General features: G+C 70.9%; 17 protein-coding genes. 9 read left to right on the top strand and 8 right to left on the bottom strand.

The window, feature by feature from the left end; translation table 11 throughout:
- Positions 1–155 precede the first annotated feature (155 nt).
- The gene (locus Q5425_RS38375) at positions 156–2,666 is read left to right on the top strand and encodes a tetratricopeptide repeat protein (protein ID WP_308677320.1); all 2,511 of its coding nucleotides are present in this window, start codon (positions 156–158) and stop codon (positions 2,664–2,666) included.
- Positions 2,667–2,725: 59 nt separating this feature from the next.
- On the opposite strand, the gene Q5425_RS38370 is transcribed toward Q5425_RS38375, so the two are convergent.
- From Q5425_RS38370 to Q5425_RS38355, 4 genes are all read right to left on the bottom strand, one after another.
- Entirely contained in the window at positions 2,726–3,754 is a 1,029-nt protein-coding gene (locus Q5425_RS38370) for a TauD/TfdA family dioxygenase (RefSeq protein WP_308677319.1), read from the bottom strand.
- Positions 3,755–3,916: 162 nt separating this feature from the next.
- Complete coding sequence (locus tag Q5425_RS38365; protein WP_308677318.1) at positions 3,917–5,164, bottom strand: hypothetical protein; 1,248 nt, start codon at positions 5,162–5,164, stop codon at positions 3,917–3,919.
- Positions 5,165–5,279: 115 nt separating this feature from the next.
- A complete protein-coding gene (infA, locus tag Q5425_RS38360; RefSeq protein ID WP_308677317.1) occupies positions 5,280–5,504 on the bottom strand; it encodes a translation initiation factor IF-1 in 225 nt (74 codons plus the stop codon).
- Positions 5,504–6,247: a GNAT family N-acetyltransferase gene (locus tag Q5425_RS38355; protein ID WP_308677316.1), complete on the bottom strand. Its 744-nt coding sequence runs from the start codon at positions 6,245–6,247 to the stop codon at positions 5,504–5,506. Before Q5425_RS38355 ends, infA begins: the two co-directional genes overlap by 1 nt.
- 242 nt (positions 6,248–6,489) lie before the next feature.
- Here Q5425_RS38355 and Q5425_RS38350 point away from each other — a divergent pair, with 242 nt between their 5' ends.
- A complete protein-coding gene (locus Q5425_RS38350) occupies positions 6,490–7,116 on the top strand; it encodes a glyoxalase (RefSeq protein ID WP_308677315.1) in 627 nt (208 codons plus the stop codon).
- Here the strand turns inward: Q5425_RS38350 and Q5425_RS38345 are convergent, their stop codons facing one another.
- Positions 7,117–8,529 (bottom strand): PLP-dependent aminotransferase family protein, encoded by a 1,413-nt coding sequence (locus Q5425_RS38345; RefSeq protein ID WP_308677314.1) that lies wholly within the window; start codon positions 8,527–8,529, stop codon positions 7,117–7,119. It abuts the gene before it with no gap.
- 47 nt (positions 8,530–8,576) lie between these two features.
- Here Q5425_RS38345 and Q5425_RS38340 point away from each other — a divergent pair, with 47 nt between their 5' ends.
- The 3 genes from Q5425_RS38340 to Q5425_RS38330 all read left to right on the top strand — a co-directional run bounded on the left by Q5425_RS38340 (position 8,577) and on the right by Q5425_RS38330 (position 11,479).
- Positions 8,577–9,740, top strand: coding sequence for an MFS transporter (locus Q5425_RS38340; RefSeq protein ID WP_308677313.1), 1,164 nt, complete (start codon positions 8,577–8,579; stop codon positions 9,738–9,740).
- A gap of 15 nt (positions 9,741–9,755) precedes the next feature.
- Positions 9,756–10,556, top strand: coding sequence for a DNA-formamidopyrimidine glycosylase family protein (locus Q5425_RS38335; protein WP_308677312.1), 801 nt, complete (start codon positions 9,756–9,758; stop codon positions 10,554–10,556).
- A 128-nt stretch (positions 10,557–10,684) separates the two neighbouring features.
- Positions 10,685–11,479 (top strand): PIG-L family deacetylase, encoded by a 795-nt coding sequence (locus tag Q5425_RS38330; RefSeq protein ID WP_308677311.1) that lies wholly within the window; start codon positions 10,685–10,687, stop codon positions 11,477–11,479.
- A gap of 207 nt (positions 11,480–11,686) precedes the next feature.
- Here the strand turns inward: Q5425_RS38330 and Q5425_RS38325 are convergent, their stop codons facing one another.
- Positions 11,687–12,085: a RidA family protein gene (locus tag Q5425_RS38325; RefSeq protein ID WP_308677310.1), complete on the bottom strand. Its 399-nt coding sequence runs from the start codon at positions 12,083–12,085 to the stop codon at positions 11,687–11,689.
- Positions 12,086–12,131: 46 nt separating this feature from the next.
- Between Q5425_RS38325 and mtnA the strand changes: the two genes are divergently transcribed.
- Positions 12,132–13,097, top strand: a complete 966-nt coding sequence (mtnA, locus tag Q5425_RS38320) for an S-methyl-5-thioribose-1-phosphate isomerase (RefSeq protein WP_308677309.1) — start codon at positions 12,132–12,134, stop codon at positions 13,095–13,097.
- A gap of 8 nt (positions 13,098–13,105) precedes the next feature.
- Here mtnA and Q5425_RS38315 read toward each other — a convergent pair whose 3' ends face one another.
- The gene (locus Q5425_RS38315) at positions 13,106–13,321 is read right to left on the bottom strand and encodes a ferredoxin (protein WP_308677308.1); all 216 of its coding nucleotides are present in this window, start codon (positions 13,319–13,321) and stop codon (positions 13,106–13,108) included.
- Between the two features lies 1 nt (position 13,322).
- Positions 13,323–14,513 (bottom strand): cytochrome P450, encoded by a 1,191-nt coding sequence (locus Q5425_RS38310; protein ID WP_308677306.1) that lies wholly within the window; start codon positions 14,511–14,513, stop codon positions 13,323–13,325.
- 111 nt (positions 14,514–14,624) lie between these two features.
- On the opposite strand from Q5425_RS38310, the gene Q5425_RS38305 reads away from it, so the two are divergent.
- From Q5425_RS38305 to Q5425_RS38295, 3 genes are read left to right on the top strand one after another with little or no spacing between them, the layout of a single operon-like run.
- The gene (locus Q5425_RS38305; RefSeq protein WP_308677305.1) at positions 14,625–15,134 is read left to right on the top strand and encodes a PadR family transcriptional regulator; all 510 of its coding nucleotides are present in this window, start codon (positions 14,625–14,627) and stop codon (positions 15,132–15,134) included.
- Positions 15,131–16,345, top strand: coding sequence for a cytochrome P450 (locus tag Q5425_RS38300; RefSeq protein ID WP_308677304.1), 1,215 nt, complete (start codon positions 15,131–15,133; stop codon positions 16,343–16,345). Before Q5425_RS38305 ends, Q5425_RS38300 begins: the two co-directional genes overlap by 4 nt.
- Before the next feature lie 2 nt (positions 16,346–16,347).
- Complete coding sequence (locus Q5425_RS38295) at positions 16,348–16,545, top strand: ferredoxin (protein ID WP_308677303.1); 198 nt, start codon at positions 16,348–16,350, stop codon at positions 16,543–16,545.
- Positions 16,546–16,558: the final 13 nt, after the last annotated feature.

Here is a 16,558-nt window from a genome sequence, read left to right as displayed (position 1 = left end):
CGCCACATCTTCATCGGAACGCCGACAGCTCCGAGGCGGAAGCACCTCGTCCTGCCACGGAGTTGCGCGGCCGTGCCTACGACAGCGCACGGGTGTACCAGGCAGCGAGGGACGTACACATTCACGAGACGAACATCAGGGCATTGGCGGCCGTAATGCACACGCTCCCCCGCGACATCACCGCGTTCATCGGCCGCAGCACCGAGCTCGACGCCTTGGTCAACTCGGTGGTCCAGGCCAGTGTGGCGCGAAGCGTGATCGCCATCCACGCGATCGACGGCATGGCCGGGATCGGCAAAACCGCGCTCGCCATTCACGCGGGGCACCTCCTGGCGACCCGCTTCCCGGACGGCCAGCACTTCCTCCGGCTGCACGGGAACACCCCCGGGAAGACGCCGGTGGAGCCGGCGGACGCGCTGACGTCCTTGCTGACCGTCCAGGGCCTGTCGCCGCAGGAGATACCCGCCGATCTCGACGCCAAGGCCGCGATGTGGCGGGATCGCGTTGCGGGCAAGCGCGTTCTGCTCATCCTGGACGACGCTTCGGGCCACCACCAGGTGGAGCCGCTGTTGCCCGGCACCAAAGAGTGTCTCGTGATGATCACCAGCCGTCGACGCCTGACCGCGCTCGACGACGCCGTCACGGTCCCGCTCGACGTCCTCCGGCCGGAAGCCGCCGTCGAACTGTTCGCTCACCTGTCCGGCCGAGCCAACGCTGCCGCGGAGCACGGCGACACCTTGGAGATAGTCCGCCTCTGCGGCTACCTCCCGCTCGCGATCGGGCTCCTCGCCGCAAAACTCCGTCACCACTCTTCGTGGACCGTTGCCGACCTGGCTGCCGACCTCAGATCCGTCCAGGAGCGGTTGCCGCAGATGCACGCCGAGGACGTTGCGGTGGCCGGGGCGTTCGAAACGTCCTACCAAGAACTGGACGCCGGGCAGAAACAACTGTTCCAGCGCCTCAGCCTCCACCCGGGCGTCGAATTCGACGCCTACGGTGCCGCAGCACTCGGCGACCTCTCCCTCTCCGGCGCCCGCAGGGGTCTCGACGCCCTCTACGTCGATCACCTGCTCGACGAGCCGGTCCGCGGCCGTTTCCAGATGCACGACCTCGTCCGGGAATACGCGGGCTCGCTCGCCAGGGGCACCGATCCGAGCGATCTCGACGATGCGGTGAAACGCCTGCTCGACTACTACCAGTACGTGGCGGCCGTGGCCGGAGCGCACGTGGCTCGAGCCGCCGAACGGCCCGACGCAGCCATTGCGCCCCCGCGAACCGCGGTTCCCGAGATCGCCCACCAAGAGACCGCCATCGACTGGTTCGGGGCGGAGCGGACCTCATTGCTGGCCTGCATCGACTTCGCCGCTCAAGAACAAGAGCACGTGCGGGTCGTCCGGCTCGCTTCGGCGATAGCGCCGTTGCTGCGTCACGTCGGTCCGTGGGACGGAGCGGTGCGGGCGCACGAGCTGGCCGTGACGGCGGCGGTCTCGAGCGGCGACCGGCCCGGGCAGGCGGGCGCGTTGCTGAACCTCGGCGTCATTTCCTTCCTGCGCGGGGACTACAGCCGGGCGAGGGAAGCGCTCTCCGGATCCCTTTCCCTCTACCAGACCCTCGGCGACCGGGCCGGCCAGGCCCGGTCGCTCACCGATCTCGGCACGTTCCAGCGCCTCACCGGGGACTACCGCGACGCCATCGAAGCGCAGACCCGCGCGTTGGAGATCTACCGCGAATTCGACGACCGCCCGGGTCAGGTTTATGCCTTGACCGAGCTGGGCGCGGTCAGGCCGATGATCGGCGACTACCCCGGTGCCGGCGACGCGCTCGCGAGTGCGCTCGAGATCGCCCGCACCCTCGACGACCGTCTCGCCGAGGCGTACGCGCTCAACGAGCTGGGGACCATGCGGCACTTCGTCGGCGACTATTCCGGGGCCGCCGAATCGCTGGCCGCGGCCCGGGACATCTCCCGCGATCTCGGCGACCGGTTCGCGGAGGCGTACGCGCTCAACGAACTAGGGCTGGTCAAGCAGCTCACGGGGGACTACGACGCGGCGCGGGCCGCCTCCACCGAAGCGTTGCGCATCTACCGGGATATCGGCAGCCGGCTCGGCGAGGCCGATGCCCTCAGGTACCTCGGCACTCTCGGCTCCGTGAACGAAGACGAGGCAGATCGCGGCCCGTCACGTGAGGCGTTGGCGCAGGCCCTCGAAATCTGCCGCGAACTCGGGGATCGCTTCGGCCAGGCGAACGTGCTGGCCAACTTCGGCAACCTCCTGCGCCTCGAAGCCGACTACCCCGGCGCGGAGGAAGCACTGACGCAGGCCTTGGAGATCTACGGCGAGCTGGAGCACCGGCGCGGCGAATCCGAAGCCGCCAACCACTACGGGGCGCTGCTCCTCGACCGGAACGAAATCGACGACGCGGCGGCGCGCTACCGCATCGCGCTCGACCGCGCTCGTGACGTCCACAGCCCGCTCGAGGAGGCGCGGGCGCTCGAAGGTCTGAGCCAATGTTCCCGGCTGCGCGGCGAAACCGAATCGGCACGCGACTTCCTGAACCGGGCGGGCGCGATCTACCACCGGATCGGTTTTGTCCGGCAGCGGGCGTTCGCCGCGCTGCTCGCCGGCTCGGACGCGGAGCCCGGCCAGTCCACGACGGCTCAGGACTGACACCGGAGGTCGTGGCCGGGACCCGGCCGGTGTCCACCGGCCGGGTCCGGTGGCTGCTCCTAGACGATGCTCAGCACGCCCGGCTCCAGCTGGTGCTCCGTCACGTCGGTCAGGTGCCGGTGGACGTTGAGCCGCCGAAGCCACCGGTCGGTCCCGTCGTAACGCGGCTCGAAGCTGTCCCTCCCGTGGATGCAACGGCGGTTGTCGAGCACCAGGACGTCACCGGCCCCGAGCACGACCGATCTGCTCGTCCGTTCGACCTCGGTCCACAGTTCCAGCAGTGCGGCGTTGGCCGATTCGCTGTGCGAATCCGTTGGCATGTAGGCGAAGTCGACGCGGATCTGCGGATCTTGGGCGTCTCCTTCGAGCACCGGGGCCGCGACCAGTTCGTCGCCCAGCTCCGCGATCCGCGCGAACGCCGGATCACTCCCGGCGGCGACTCCGGAGGTGGTCAGGTTGTACCCGATGCTGTGCGACAGGTCCGGAACGATCGTGAACTGCGGTTTGCGCAGCTCGTCGAGCACCTCGCTGCTCAGCTCCAATTCGCGCGCCGCCACGAACCGCGTCGCCGCGCGCTGCTCGTTACGCACGCAGAGCAACATCGTGTAAGCCGCCCGAAGCGGGTGGAAGGCGTCTTCGTTGTGCCATTCGAGAGCGACGGTCGAACTGCAGCCCAGCTGGTCTTCCTCGTGACTCGGCAACGGGAACACGTCGAGAACGAGCCGGCCGCGCTGCTGGGAAGCGAAGCAGTACGGCACGCCGAGGGCTGCGCCGATCAAGAAGAGCGCACCGTCGGCCAGCCGGCTCCACGGTTCACCTTCGTACTCGCCGAACGACCCGGGTGTCCGCTTCTGCGCCATGAGTCCCAAATCGACACCGGAGACGACCACCGCAATGGTTTCGTCGTCCCGTGCGCGCAAACGCGCGACCGCATCGCACAAGGCCACCGGCAGCAGACGCGTCAGCGTGACTGCTTTTTCGAGCGCGGCAACGGTGTCCAACCGATCGACCTGGCGCACCAGTTTTTCCGCCGCTCCGCGCACCGCAACCGTTCCGGCTTGATCGAGTCGAACCTGGACGACGTTCATACGCCACCTCGCGTGTTAGGCCCAAGCATCGAGCATACAACCGGGTCGCTTCATTCATGAAACGGCCGTTCACCATAGGACAAATCGACGTCAGATACGCGACAAAATGCTCGAAAAGAATGACGTGATCGCGGTGATCGCAAATCCAGCCGGGTGGCGTGGTTACGGGCCGATCGGCAGCCGGGTGATACGTTCCCGCACCGGCGAGTCCGGAAGACCGGCCTCCTCGGCAAGGAGGCTGAGGGCTGCGCCGAGTGGTACCGACATGCGTGACCGGTACTCCTCGGGCAGCAGCTTTTCCGGCCTTGCGGGGCTCCACTCGCCGACGCGTTGCGCAAAACGGACAGCTCTCGAGCGCGTGGTGTAGATCCGCTCGGCGCGGTGGATCCGCTTGCGCTCAACGGTGTGCGAGTCGATGTTCAGGAACGTCACACAGAGGAGCTCGCCGCGCGCCGCCTTGTCGAGCCACCGCCCGAAACCCAGCAAGGAGGACCATTCCACCTCGCCGGCCGCGATGCCGGTCTCCTCGGTCAGCTCCCGGGTTGCCGTGTTGATGGCCAACTGCGCCAACACCAGGCGATCCGCCCCGCGGAAGTCCTTCGGTTCCGCGCTGCCGGAACCACTCGGCGCCAGCATGTTCCGACTCGCCATGTTCGCCGCGGACTGCTGCGTGACCACCAGCCGGCCGTCCGTGGTGATGGCGACGGTCGAGGCGCCGATGAGGTTGAACAACCAGCTGTCCCGGAAGTTCCGGACGTCACCACCGCGCCGGACGAACAGCGAGCGGCCGAATTCAGGGAGCACGCGCCCATCCAGCTCCACGTCCCACATCGCCAGTTCGTCCGACTGCACGAACCGGAAGTGGTCGCCGACGACCGCCTCGACGTCTCCCGCACCCCAGTTCGGATCCGAGAAGTCGGTGTTCCAGCCGATGCAGGGTCCGTTGAACCGGCCCGGATGGTTCGCCAGTACATACTTGAGGAAGCGCCTGGCCTGCGGACGCAGTTGCTCGGGGACGACGTACGGCTGCTTGGACAATCGCACGAACTGCTCCGGCGACCGCATCCGGTCGCTGACGAGCCGGTCGCGGACGAAGACGCCGGATCTCATCTCCAGCACGCGCACGTTCTCGGCACCCGCCAGGCGTTCCACGACATCTTCGAAGCGTTCGTTCGGCCGTTGCAGGAAAGTGGTCCGCCGCGACTCCCGGAGGTTCTTCCGGACCTCCAGCGCCAGCAGAACCACCGAAAAGACCGCCTCCACGACGAGGACCCACTGCGAAATCGTGGCGAACATCGAGACGATGCCGACGGTCACCACGGCCAAGCCCAGAAGCGTCCACCGGAAGTCGACGACGAACCGGACCGTCCGGTGGCTCGCGGTCCTCGTCGCCCGGGCGATGTTCGACATTCGGCGCAGCTCCTCGTGGTTGGCAGACGCGGCTCGCGTCCGATCCAGTCGCTTACGCCGGCCCCGCCGTTACGCCGTCGCCAGGTCCGGAGACCCGGCGACGGCCGACAAGCAACTACGTCCGGTAACGGAACAAAATCCGCCCCCTGCTCAAGTCATAAGGACTCAGCTCCACCAGGACCCGGTCGAACGGCAGGATCTTGATGAAGTTCTTCCGGATCTTGCCGCTGATGTGCGCGAGGACCTTGTGCCCGTTCTCCAGCTCCACCCGGAACGTCGCGTTCCGGAGGCACTCGACGACCGTGCCCTCCACTTCGATGCCGCCGGTATTGCCCGCCATCAGCGCAGCACCAGCTCGAGGTTGCTGCTCACCCGGCGGGCTCCGACACCCTCGAACAACGCCGATGCCGCCGGGTTCGCCTCGTTCACTTCCGCCGTGGCCGTCTCGATTCCCCTGTCGTACAGGGAAGACAACACATGAGTGAGCAACGCGCCGGCGATTCCGCGGCGCCGGTGGTCCGCGCGGACCGCGAGCAGGCCGATCCGCGGCTGCCGGGTCACCGCCACCACCCGCGCCAGGCCGACGTAACCGTCCGGTTCCGCTGCCACCACGTACTTCGTGAGGTCCATGGCGTCGTCCGGGCGGGTCAGTACCTCCGCGGGCATCTCCGCCCAGCCGATCGTCGCCTCGACTTCGGCGCGGATCAGCTCGTCCAGCGCGCGCAGCGCGGCCTGGTCCGACGCGGGCATGATCGTCACCCCCGGTGGCGGGGATCCCGGGGCCGTGGGGACGGCGTACTCCCACTCGCGGCGTCGCGTCGTGAAGCCGGCGGATTCCCAGCGGCACTTGAGATCCGTGTCCGCTTCGTCGACCACTGTGTACAGCGGCCTCGGCAGCTCGGGCAGCATCGCGGCGGCCAGGGGCGCGAAGTCCGCGTCGTGCCACGTGTCGATGCTGAGGAAGAGCCGGCCGTCGGGCCGTGGGGTTGCTTCGCCGCGGCCGACCACCCGGTCGTCGTCGAGTGCGTGCCAGTGCCGCGGTGCGACGCGGGTGATCACCGGCCGGTGGTGCAGGAAGTTCATGGTGTCGCCTTTCGGGAGGACCTGATCCAGGCGCTCCCGGCGACAGCTAGGCCGGCCCGCCCGTGACGACGAGGGGGAGCACCCACAGCGTTGCAGCGTTCACGGGTCTCACCTCCTGAAGCCGGGTCACGGACTGCGGCAAGCTATCAGACCGCCGCGCGCCCCGCCCACCCCTTTTTCCGGCGCGGACCGATCAGGAATCGAGAAGCGCCGGTCAGCGGCCCGGACCTAGCGTTACCGGCATGACGAACATCAAAACCATCACCCTCGAAGTCGCCGACACCGCCGCCGCCGAGCGCTTCTACGCCGACGCCTTCGGGCTCACCACGCAGCTGCGTTTCCGGGTCTCGGACGCGCCGGCCGACGGCTTCCGCGGGTTCACCCTCTCCCTCACCGTGCCGCAGCCCGCCGACGTCGACTCCCTCGTCGAGACCGCTCTCGCGGCCGGGGCCACGACCATCAAGCCGGCCACGAAGTCCATGTGGGGCTACGGCGGCACCGTCCGGGCCCCGGACGGCACCATCTGGAAGCTCGCGACCTCCGCCAAGAAGAACACCGGCCCGGCCACCCGCAAGATCAACGCCGTCGTGCTGCTGCTGGGCGTCGCCGACGTGGCCGCGAGCAAGAAGTTCTACCTCGACCGCGGCCTGACCGCCGGCAAGAGCTTCGGCCGGGTGTACGTCGAGTTCGAGGCCGGGGAGAGCCCCGTCAAGCTGGCGCTGTACCGGCGCAAGGCGCTCGCGAAGGACGCCGGGGTCGCCGCCGAGGGCAGCGGCTCGCACCGGATCGCCCTCGGCGGCGCGGCCGAGCCGTTCACCGACCCGGACGGGTTCGCCTGGGAGACCACCGCCGCCGCGAACCTCTCCTGATCAGCCGCGCAGCAGGTCGGCGACGGCGACGATGCCGGGGGCGATCGTGTGCTCCGGGGTGTCGCCGAAGCCGAGGATCAGCCGTGGCGGGTGCGGCCCCGGCACCTGGTGCATCCGGGCCAGCCCGTACAGGCCGACGCCCCGCTGCCGGGCCTGGTCGATCACCTCCTGTTCGACGGCCCCCGGCGGCAGGTGCAGGATCGCGTGGAACCCGGCGGCGAGCCCGGTGACGCGGAGGCCGGGGGCGTGCGCGGCCAGCGCGTCGACGAGCGTCCGGCGCCGGGCGGCGTACTCGGTGCGGGCGCGGCGCAGGTGCCGGTCGTAGCGCCCGGATTCGATGAGCAGCGCCAGCGCCAGCTGGTCGAGGCCGGGACTCCCGCGGTCGGTGACGAGCTTGTCCCGGGCCAGCGCGGGCACCAGCCGTTCGGGGGCGACCAGCCAGCCCAGGCGCAGGGCCGGCGCGAGCGACTTGCTGACCGTGCCGAGCGAGACGACGCGGTCGGGGTCGAGGCCCTGCAGCGAGCCGACCGGGTCGCGGTCGTACCGGAATTCCGCGTCGTAGTCGTCCTCGATCACGACGCCGTCGCGCCGTCGCGCCCACGCGAGCAGCTCCTGACGGCGGTGCCCGGCGAGCACCACCCCCGTCGGCCACTGGTGCGCGGGCGTCACCAGCACGGCCCGCGCTCCGCTGCGGTCCAGCGCCTCGACGTCCAGGCCGGCTTCGTCGACCGGAACGGGCACCGCGGCCAGGCCGGCGGCGTTCGCCTGGCCGGTCGTCGACCCGGCGGTGCCGGGGTCCTCGAAGGCGAGCGTGTCCACTCCCCCGGCAGCGAGCGCCCGCAGCACCAGCCCGAACGCCTGCGCCATCCCGGTGCAGACGACGACCTGCCCGGCCGTGGCCGCGACCGCCCGCACCCGCCGCAGGTACGCCGCGAGCACCTCCCGCAGGTGCTGGTCGCCGATCGGGTCGCCGTAGTCGAACGCGGTGTTCGGCGCGGTGCGGCAGACCTCGCGGATCGCCCACGCCCAATCCTCGCGGGGAGCCAGGCGGAGATCGGGGACGCCGTGGCGGAAGTCGGCGATCGCGGGCCGGGGCCGGGTCGGCGGGCTGGGCGGCGGTGGCGTGGGCCGCGGGAGACCGGCGGCCGCCGCCACGCGCGTCGCCGATCCAGGACGGCTGGTCAGGTAGCCCTCGGCCTGGAGCTGGGCGTAGCAGTCCTGGACAAGACCGCGGGACAGGCCGAGGGCACCGGCGAGCTCGCGGGACGAGGGCAGCTTCTCCCCGCCCGCGAGGCGTCCGCCGCGGATCGCGTCGCGGAACTGCTCCTCCAGCTGGGTGCGCAACCCCGCACCGCTGTCCCGGTCGATGGTGAACAACAGCTCCGGACCCGAACCGGCCCACTCCACAGCCATGAAACTGGACCTTACCGGTGACCCGGTTGCCGCTTAACGTTCTTTTCATGACGACTGCGCTGCTCACCCCACCGGCCCGCTCCAGCCTCGTGTCCCGCGCCCTGCTGGTGCGGTTCGTCTCGATCATCGGCTCGGCGATCGGCTTCTACCTGCCGCTCTCCGTGGTGCCGCTGTTCGCGAAGCAGGCCGGGTCGGAAGCCGGCGCGGGGCTGGCGACGGTGGCGTTGCTGCTGGCCACCGTGGCCGCCGAGCTGGTGACCCCGCGGCTGGTCGTCCGCGTCGGCTACCGGTGGGCGCTGGCCATCGGGCTGGTCCTGCTCGGCGCGCCGACGCTCGTCCTCACCTTCAGCAACGACATCGGTGTGATCGTCGCGGTCAGCGTGGTGCGCGGAATCGGGTTCGCCATCGCCGTGGTGGCCGGCGGCGCCGTCACCGCGCTGCTGATCCCGGCGGACCGGCGGGGCGAGGGCCTCGCGCTGGTCGGGATCGTCGGCGGGATCCCGGGGCTGCTCGCGTTGCCGGCCGGCGTGTGGGCGGCGGCGCACTGGGGTTACACGCCGGTGTTCGTGGTGACGACGGTGGCCACCCTGCTCGCCCTGCTGTCGGTGCCCGGTCTGCCGCGTCACTCCGTGACGGCGAAGGAGGACGGCGGGCACGGCGTGCTGGCCGGCCTGCGCAACCCGGTGCTGACCCGTCCCGCGACGCTCTTCGCGGTGTCGGCCGCCGCGGTCGGCGTCCTCGTCACCTTCCTGCCGCTCGCCGCGTCGGACCAGCCCGCCTGGGTCGCCGCGAGCGCGTTGCTCGCCCAGCCCGCGGCGGCCACCGCGGCGCGTTGGGTCGCCGGGCGGATCGGCGACCGCCACGGCCCGGCGTGGCTGCTCGTGCCGGGGCTGGTGCTGTCCGCGGCCGGGATGGCGGCCATCGCCTTCACCGGCACCCCGGCCGCGGTGATCGGCGGGGCGCTCGTGTTCGGCGCCGGGTTCGGTGCGCTGCAGAACGCGACGCTGACGCTGATGTACGCCCGGGTGCCCGCCGGCGGCGAGAGCGCGGTGAGCGCGATCTGGAACGCGGCCTACGACCTCGGCATGGCGGCCGGCGCGCTGGGCGCCGGGCTGATCATCAGCTCGGCCGGGTACCCGATGACCTTCGCCATCACCGCCGTGGTGATCCTGCCCGCGCTGCTGCTGGCGCGGCGTGACCGGCGTCCGTGACGGAGACTGGGTCGCGTGCCCGAACTCCCCGAAGTGGAACTCGCCCGCCAGGTCCTCGCCGGTGCGCTCGGCCGGGCGATCCGCGCGGTCGACGACCACGACGACTGGGTCTGCCGCCCGCACGCTCCGGGGGACATCGCCACCGCGTTGCGCGGCGGGCGGCTCACCGAAGCCCACCGGCGGGGCAAGACCCTCTGGTGCGAAACGGAAAACGGCGACGGGCAGCCCGGCCCCCACCTCGGTCTGCACCTGGGGATGGCCGGGCAGCTGCGGTTCGCGGGCGAAAGCGGACCGCCCGGCCCGCAACGGTTCCGCAGCCGCGAGGAGAAACCCGAGTGGTTCCGGTTCGGGATCACTTTCGCCGACGGCGAACAACTGCGGCTGTTCGACACACGGCGGCTCAGCCGGGTGCGGCTCGATCCGGACCTCGACGCGCTCGGCCCGGACGCCGGCGAGATCTCGCGCCGCGACTTCGGGGAGCGCGTCGGCCGCGGGCGGGCGCCGCTGAAGGCGCGGCTGCTGGACCAGTCGGTGGTGGCCGGGATCGGCAACCTGCTGGCCGACGAAACCCTCTGGCAAGCGGCGCTCGACCCGGCCCGGCCGGTGCACGAATTGGACGGCGACGACCTCGCGGACCTGCACAAGGCGCTGCGGAAGGCGTTGCGCGCGGCGATCCGCCACGGCGGCGTGCACACCGGCGAGATCATCGGCCACCGCCGTCCGGGCGGCCACTGCCCCCGCTGCGGCGCGGAGATGCACCACGGCACGGTCGGCGGCCGGTCGACCTGGTGGTGCTCGAAGGAACAAGCCGGGTAGCGCGGGCGCCGGCCGTCGTCGGTCCCCGGCCCGGCGTGGCCGCCGGCGGCCACGGTCCCGGGCTCCGGCGGGCGGGAGCGCATCCTCGCGGGCGGTTTTTGTCGGTGGCAGCCGGTACCGTCGCGGACATGGCAACACTGGTCACCTTCCACGCCCACCCGGACGACGAGTGCCTCCGCACCGCGGGCGTGATGCGCAAGGCCGTCGAAGAGGGGCACCGGGTCGTGCTCGTCGTCGCCACCAAGGGCGAGGTCGGCGAAGTACCCGAAGGATTCCTCGCCGAGGGCGAAAAACTGGAGGACCGGCGCGTCCAGGAGGCGTACGCGGCCGCGGAGATCCTCGGCGTCGAGCGCGTCGAATTCCTGGGCTACCGCGACTCGGGGATGATGGGCGAGCCGACGAACGACGACCCGGCGTGCTTTTGGCGCGCCGACGTCGAAAAAGCGGCCGAGCAGCTGGCGGCGATCCTGCGCGAAGAGTCGGCCGACGTGCTGACGGTCTACGACGACAACGGCGACTACGGCCACCCGGACCACATCCAGGTCCACCGCGTCGGCATCCGGGCCGCCGAGCTGGCCGGCACGGCCCGCGTGTTCCAGGCGACGTTCAACCGCGAGTTCATGCAGCGCGGCTTCGAAGCGGCGGTGGAGGAAGGGCTGATGCCGCCGGAGGCGGCGCCGACACCACCGCCGGACGTGGAGTTCGGCAAGCCGGAAGCCGAGATCACCGCGGCGGTCGACGTGTCGAAGTACGCACCGGTGAAGCGGGCGGCGATGCGGGCCCACCCGAGCCAGATCAGCGAGGACATGTTCATGCTGGCGATGCCGGACGACGCGTTCACGTTCGCTTTCGGGACCGAGTGGTTCATCCGGGCCGGGCAAGGACCGGGAATCACGGAGACGGACCTGATGGCCGGTCTCTGAGCCGGGGGCGGTTGGCCGGCCAGGGGCGGGTTGAGGGGCGCGAGATGCCTCTCCAGTCACGCGAGATGCCCCTCCGATCACGCGAGTTCGCCGTTCCGGTACACCGCACACGGTGACCAGATCCGGACTCGCGTGACTGGAGGGGCATCTCACGTGATTGGGCGGGCATCACGCGTGACTGGACGGGCATCACGTTGGCTGGGCGGGTTACTCGAGCGCGGCGGTCACCTCCAGCTCGACCAGCTGGTCCGGGAACCCCAGCTGGGCCACCCCCAGCAGCGTGCTCGCCGAGGCGAACGCCGGGCCGATTTCCGATGCCGCCAGCCGGTCCCACACCGACGACAGCGTCGAACGGTCGGTGGTCACCACGTAGATCACCGTGCGCACCACGTCGAACGGCGAAGCTCCCGCGAAGGCCAGTGCGGCCGCCGTGTTCGCCACCACCTGATCGGTCTGGGCCAGGACACCACCGGCGACGACCGTGCCGTCTTCGGTGAGCGGGCACTGGCCCGCCAGGTACACCGTCCGGCGGGCCGAGGTCACCGTCACGTGGTGGTAGCCCGGTGGGGTGTGCAGACCGGGCGGGTTCTGCCGTTCAATGGTCACCACCGCATCTTCACCACCGCGGCAACCGGATTTCTCGGGAGGACGCGTGCGCAGGACCATCGACTGGGCGGACGGCGCCGTCGTCATCATCGACCAGACCGCGCTGCCCGGCGAATACCGGCTGCTCGAACTGCGGACCGTCGACGAGCTGGTCGACGCCGTCAAACGGCTCGCCGTCCGCGGGGCGCCCGCGCTCGGGGCAGCCGGGGCGCTCGGGGTGGCGCTGGCCGCCCGGCGGGGCGGCGATGTCGAGCAAGCCGCCGAGGTCATCGCCACCGCCCGGCCGACCGCCGTCAACCTGGCCTGGGGCGTCCAGCGGGCGCTCGGAAAGCTCGGCGAAGGCGCCGACGCCGTGCTCGCCGAAGCGCTGGCCCTGCTCGACGAGGACGAACGGCTCAACAAGACCGCCTCCAGGCACGCCGCTGAGATCGTGCTCGCCGAGTGCCCGCGACGGCCTCTGCGGCTGCTGAGCCACTGCAACGCCGGGCGGCTGGCGACCGTCGGGTGGGGCACCGCGCTCGGGGTCGTGTGGCACCTGCACGAACGCGGGCTCGTCGAAGAAGTCCTCGTCGACGAGACGCGCCCGCTGCTCCAAGGCGCCCGGCTGACGGCGTGGGAGCTCGCCCAGGCCGCCGTCCCCTACCGCGTCCAGCCCGACTCCGCGGCCGCCGCCGCGATGGCGCGCGGGCTGGTCGACTGCGTGCTCGTCGGCGCCGACCGGATCGCCGCGAACGGCGATGTCGCCAACAAGATCGGCACCTACGGCCTGGCCATCGCCGCCCGGTACCACGGGGTGCCGTTCGTCGTCGTCGCGCCTTCGTCCACAGTGGATAGCAAGCTCGGGGACGGCGCGGGCATCGCCATCGAAGAACGCGACGCCCGCGAGCTCACCCATTACGCCGGGGTGCCGATCACGCCGCCGGACGCGGACGTCTTCAACCCCGCGTTCGACGTCACCCCGTACGACCTCGTCACGGCCGTGGTCACCGAGCACGGCCGCTTGACCCCTTAGCCAGGACCTCAGGGTCGCGGGCCGATCTCCCGCCCGCCGTCGGTCACCGTGATCGCCATCGCCGGGCAGGAGTCCGCCACGTCGAGCACGGTCTCGTCCGCTTCGACCGACGGCGTCACCGGGCGGGCCACCGCGCCGTCGAGGGTGAACGCCTCGGGCATCAGTGCCGCGCACATCCCCGATCCGATGCAGGTGTGTTCGTCGACTTCCACGTGCCAGCTCATGTCACCATCCGATCGGCATCGACCGCGGTCCGCGGACGAGCATTTGCGTCTTCCACACGATATCGCCGGCGAGGTGCAACCCCGGCAGCTCGGTGACCAACGCGCGCAGCGCCTCCTGCAGCTCCAGCCGGGCCAGGGGCGCGCCGAGGCAGTGGTGGACGCCGTGGCCGAAGCCCAAGTGGTGGTTTTCCTCGCGGTCGAAGCGCAACTCGTCCGCGTCGCCGAACTGGAGCCCGTCCCGGTTGGCCGCGCCGATCGCCACCAGCACCGGCTCGCCCGCCCGGACCAGCACACCGCCGACCTCGACGTCTTCGGTGGCGTACCGCGCGAACCCCGCGCCGGCACCCAGCGGCACGAACCGCAGCAGTTCCTCGACCGCGGCCGGGATCAGGTCCGGGTCGGCGCACAACCGCTCCCACCGCCCGCGCTGGTCCAGCAGCGCGTAGACGAAGTTCGGGATCTGGCTCGCGGTGGTCTCGTGCCCGGCGACGAGGATGCCGACGCACAGGTCGACCAGCTCCAGCTCGGTCAGCCGGTCGCGGGTGTCGCGAGCCTCGATCAGCGCCGTCATCAGGTCGTCCTGGGGCCGCTCACGGTGCTCGGCGATCAGACCGCGCATGTAGTCGCGCAGCTCTTCGCGATTGCGCTCGAACTCCTCGGGCGTCAGCCCGCTCGTCGACAGCGCCGCGTCGCTCCACACGCGGAACTTCGGCCGGTCGGCGACCGGGACGCCGAGCAGCTCGCAGATCACCGCGACCGGGATCGGCAACGCGTAGGCGTCGACGAGGTCGGCGGGCGGACCGGCCGCCTTCATGTCCGCGATGAGCTCGGTCGCCAGTGCGGCGACGCGCGGCCGGAGCAGCTCGACGCGGCGCATGGTGAACGCCTTCGCGACCAGCGTCCGCAGCCGCGTGTGGTCGGGCGGGTCCATCTGCAGGATGCCGCCCTCCCGGACCACGGGTGAACGGCGCGGAGCGTCCTTCTCCTTCTCCATCGCCCGCGAGAACCGGCGGTCGCCCAGCACCAGCCGGGCGTCGGCGTAGCGGGTGGCCAGCCACGCCGGCTCCCCGTAGGTCATCTTCACCCGGACCAGGCCGTCGGCGTCCCGGGCGGCCGCGTACGCCTCGTTCAGGTCGAGCCCGGCCTCCTCGTTGAAGGGGTAGGCGAGCGGTTCGGTGTGGGTGGCGGTCATGCGGAACCCCCGTGAGTTTGTAAGCGGCTGCTTACAAAGCTACACAGTTTCTCTCCACCTGTCACGATCCGCCATTGCCCAGTCACCGAACACTAGGTTACGGTGACCTAGGTGTGGATCGAAATCCTGCTGCTGTCGAAGCTGGCCGTCGAGCCGATGCACGGTTATGAACTGCGCAAAGCCGTGGAGGCGTCGACGGGCCACACCCTGTCGAACAACTCGCTCTACCCGACGCTGCGGCGGTTCGTCGACGCCGGCGCGGTGAGCCGCAGCGCCGAGGAACAGGAAGCCAAACCGCCGCGGCACGTCTACACGATCACCGAAGTCGGGCGGGAGCTGCTGCACGACATGCTCGCCGACTTCCCGGCCGACCTGGCGCTCAACGAGCCGGAGTTCCTGGCCCGCGTGGGGAACTTCGCCTGGCTGCGGCCGGGGGAACGAACGCGGGTGCTCGACACCCGCAAGAGCGCGCTGACCGCGGAGCGCGCCCGGCTCACCGGGCTCGCCGCCGGGCAGGCCGATCCGTGGAGCCGCGCCGCGCTGCACCACGTGCTCGGGAAGTTCGACGCCGAACTGCGCTGGCTCGCCGATCTCGAAACCGATCCGAGGGAAGACGCATGACCACCACCGAAGAGACGCCTCGCCTCCCCTTCGCCCGCGCCGACGCGCTCGCGATCGCCCCGGACTACGAAGTGCTCCGCCGTCAGGCGCCGGTGAGCCGGGTGCTCACCCCGGCCGGCGACCCGGCCTGGCTGGTGACGTCCTACGAAGAGGCCAAGGAAGTCTTCCGCGACCGCCGCTTCGGCCGCTCACACCCGGCGCCGGAACAGGCGTCGCGGATTTCCCACGCCGCGCTGCAGGACGGCCCGAGCGGGGACTTCGAGAACGAAGAGCGGGAGCACAAGCGGATGCGCCGGATGCTGGCGCCCGCGTTCTCCGCGCCCCGCATGCGCGCCCTCGGCGACCGCATCGCGGAGCTGACCGACCGCTGCCTCGACGACATGCAAGCCGCGCGGGACGCAAACCCCGGCGAACCGGTCGACCTGACCGACTTCCTCGCGTTCCCCTTGCCGGTTCTGGTGATCTGCGAGCTGCTCGGCGTGCCGTACGCCGACCGGGAGCACTTCCGCGGGCTGTCCGAGCGGATCGCGGTGATGGACGGCGGCGAGGACGCCCAGGCGGCGATGGCGGAGTTCATGGCCTACATGACGGTGCTGGCCGACGCCAAGCGCGCGAACCCGCAGCCCGACGTCATCACCGACATGGTCGAGGTGCAGGCCGAGGACCCCACCTTCACCGACGAAGACCTCGCCCGGATGGGCGCCGGGCTGCTGTTCGCCGGCCACGAGACGACGTCGACGCGCATCGCGATGGGCACGCTGTTCCTGCTCACCGACACCGCCCGCCGCGACCGCTTCGCCGCCGACCCCGACGGTGAGGTGAACCAGACCGTCGAGGAGATCCTGCGGCTGACCGCCACCAGCGGCACCGGCCTGCTGCGGTACGCGCACGAGAACGTCGAGATCGCCGGCACGCGGATCATGCGCGGCGACGCCGTGCTGATCTCCAGCGACGCGGCCAACCGGGACGCGTCGGTGTTCGCCGATCCGGACGGGTTCGACCCGGACCGGACGCCGAACGTGCACCTCGCTTTCGGCACCGGCGCCCACGTCTGCATCGGCGCCAACCTCGCCCGCACCGAGCTGCGGACGGTGTTCCCGAAGCTGTTCCGCCGCTTCCCCGGCCTGCGGCTGGCCGTCGGGCTCGACGAGATCCCGGTGCGCACCAACCGCGTCGCCGGCGGGGTCGAGCGCGTTCCCGTGGAGTGGTGAGCGTGAAGATCACCGTCGACACGGGGAGCTGCGTCTCGTCCGGCCAGTGCGTGCTGCTGGCCCCGGAAGCGTTCGACCAGAACGAAGACGACGGCACGGTCGTCCTGCTCGCGGCCGAGCCGCCCGCCGGTGCGGAGGAGGCGGTCCGGCAGGCCGAACTGACCTGCCCGGCCGCCGCGATCCGCCTTTCCGGCGCGTAGGGCCGTCGCGCCC

The sequence above is a fragment of the Amycolatopsis sp. A133 genome, from assembly GCF_031082405.1.
Taxonomy (GTDB): Bacteria; Actinomycetota; Actinomycetes; order Mycobacteriales; family Pseudonocardiaceae; genus Amycolatopsis.
This window is presented reverse-complemented; position numbering and strand designations above follow the sequence as displayed.